Origin of the sequence: Halorubrum sp. SP3 (assembly GCF_005435195.1) — an archaeon.
In the GTDB taxonomy this organism is placed as follows: domain Archaea; phylum Halobacteriota; class Halobacteria; order Halobacteriales; family Haloferacaceae; genus Halorubrum; species Halorubrum sodomense.
Window position 1 is genome coordinate 1 of the sequence record NZ_SGTU01000701.1, and the last position, 237, is coordinate 237.

Annotated in this window: 1 pseudogene; it reads right to left on the reverse strand. The window is 64.1% G+C overall.

Annotated features, from left to right (window positions below):
* Nucleotides 1-237, reverse strand: a pseudogene (locus EXE42_RS19115) (hypothetical protein); the annotation flags it as partial.

Consider the following 237-nt stretch of genomic DNA (forward strand, 5'->3'; position numbering starts at 1 on the left):
GCTGGTAGTCGATCTCGAGGTCGTCGTTCTGCCTGTCCGCCGTGTACCGGACCGTGACGTCCTGCTCGGGGTCGATCGTTCCCACGTTGAAGGACACGACGGAGTTCGAGTCACCGTCTTCGAGCGTCGTCGACCCGAGGACGGCCCCGCTCTCGTCTTCGACCACCACGTCGATGCCGCCGGAACTGCCCTGAAGATCGACCGTCCCGACGCCCAGTTCCAACGTGTAACTACCGG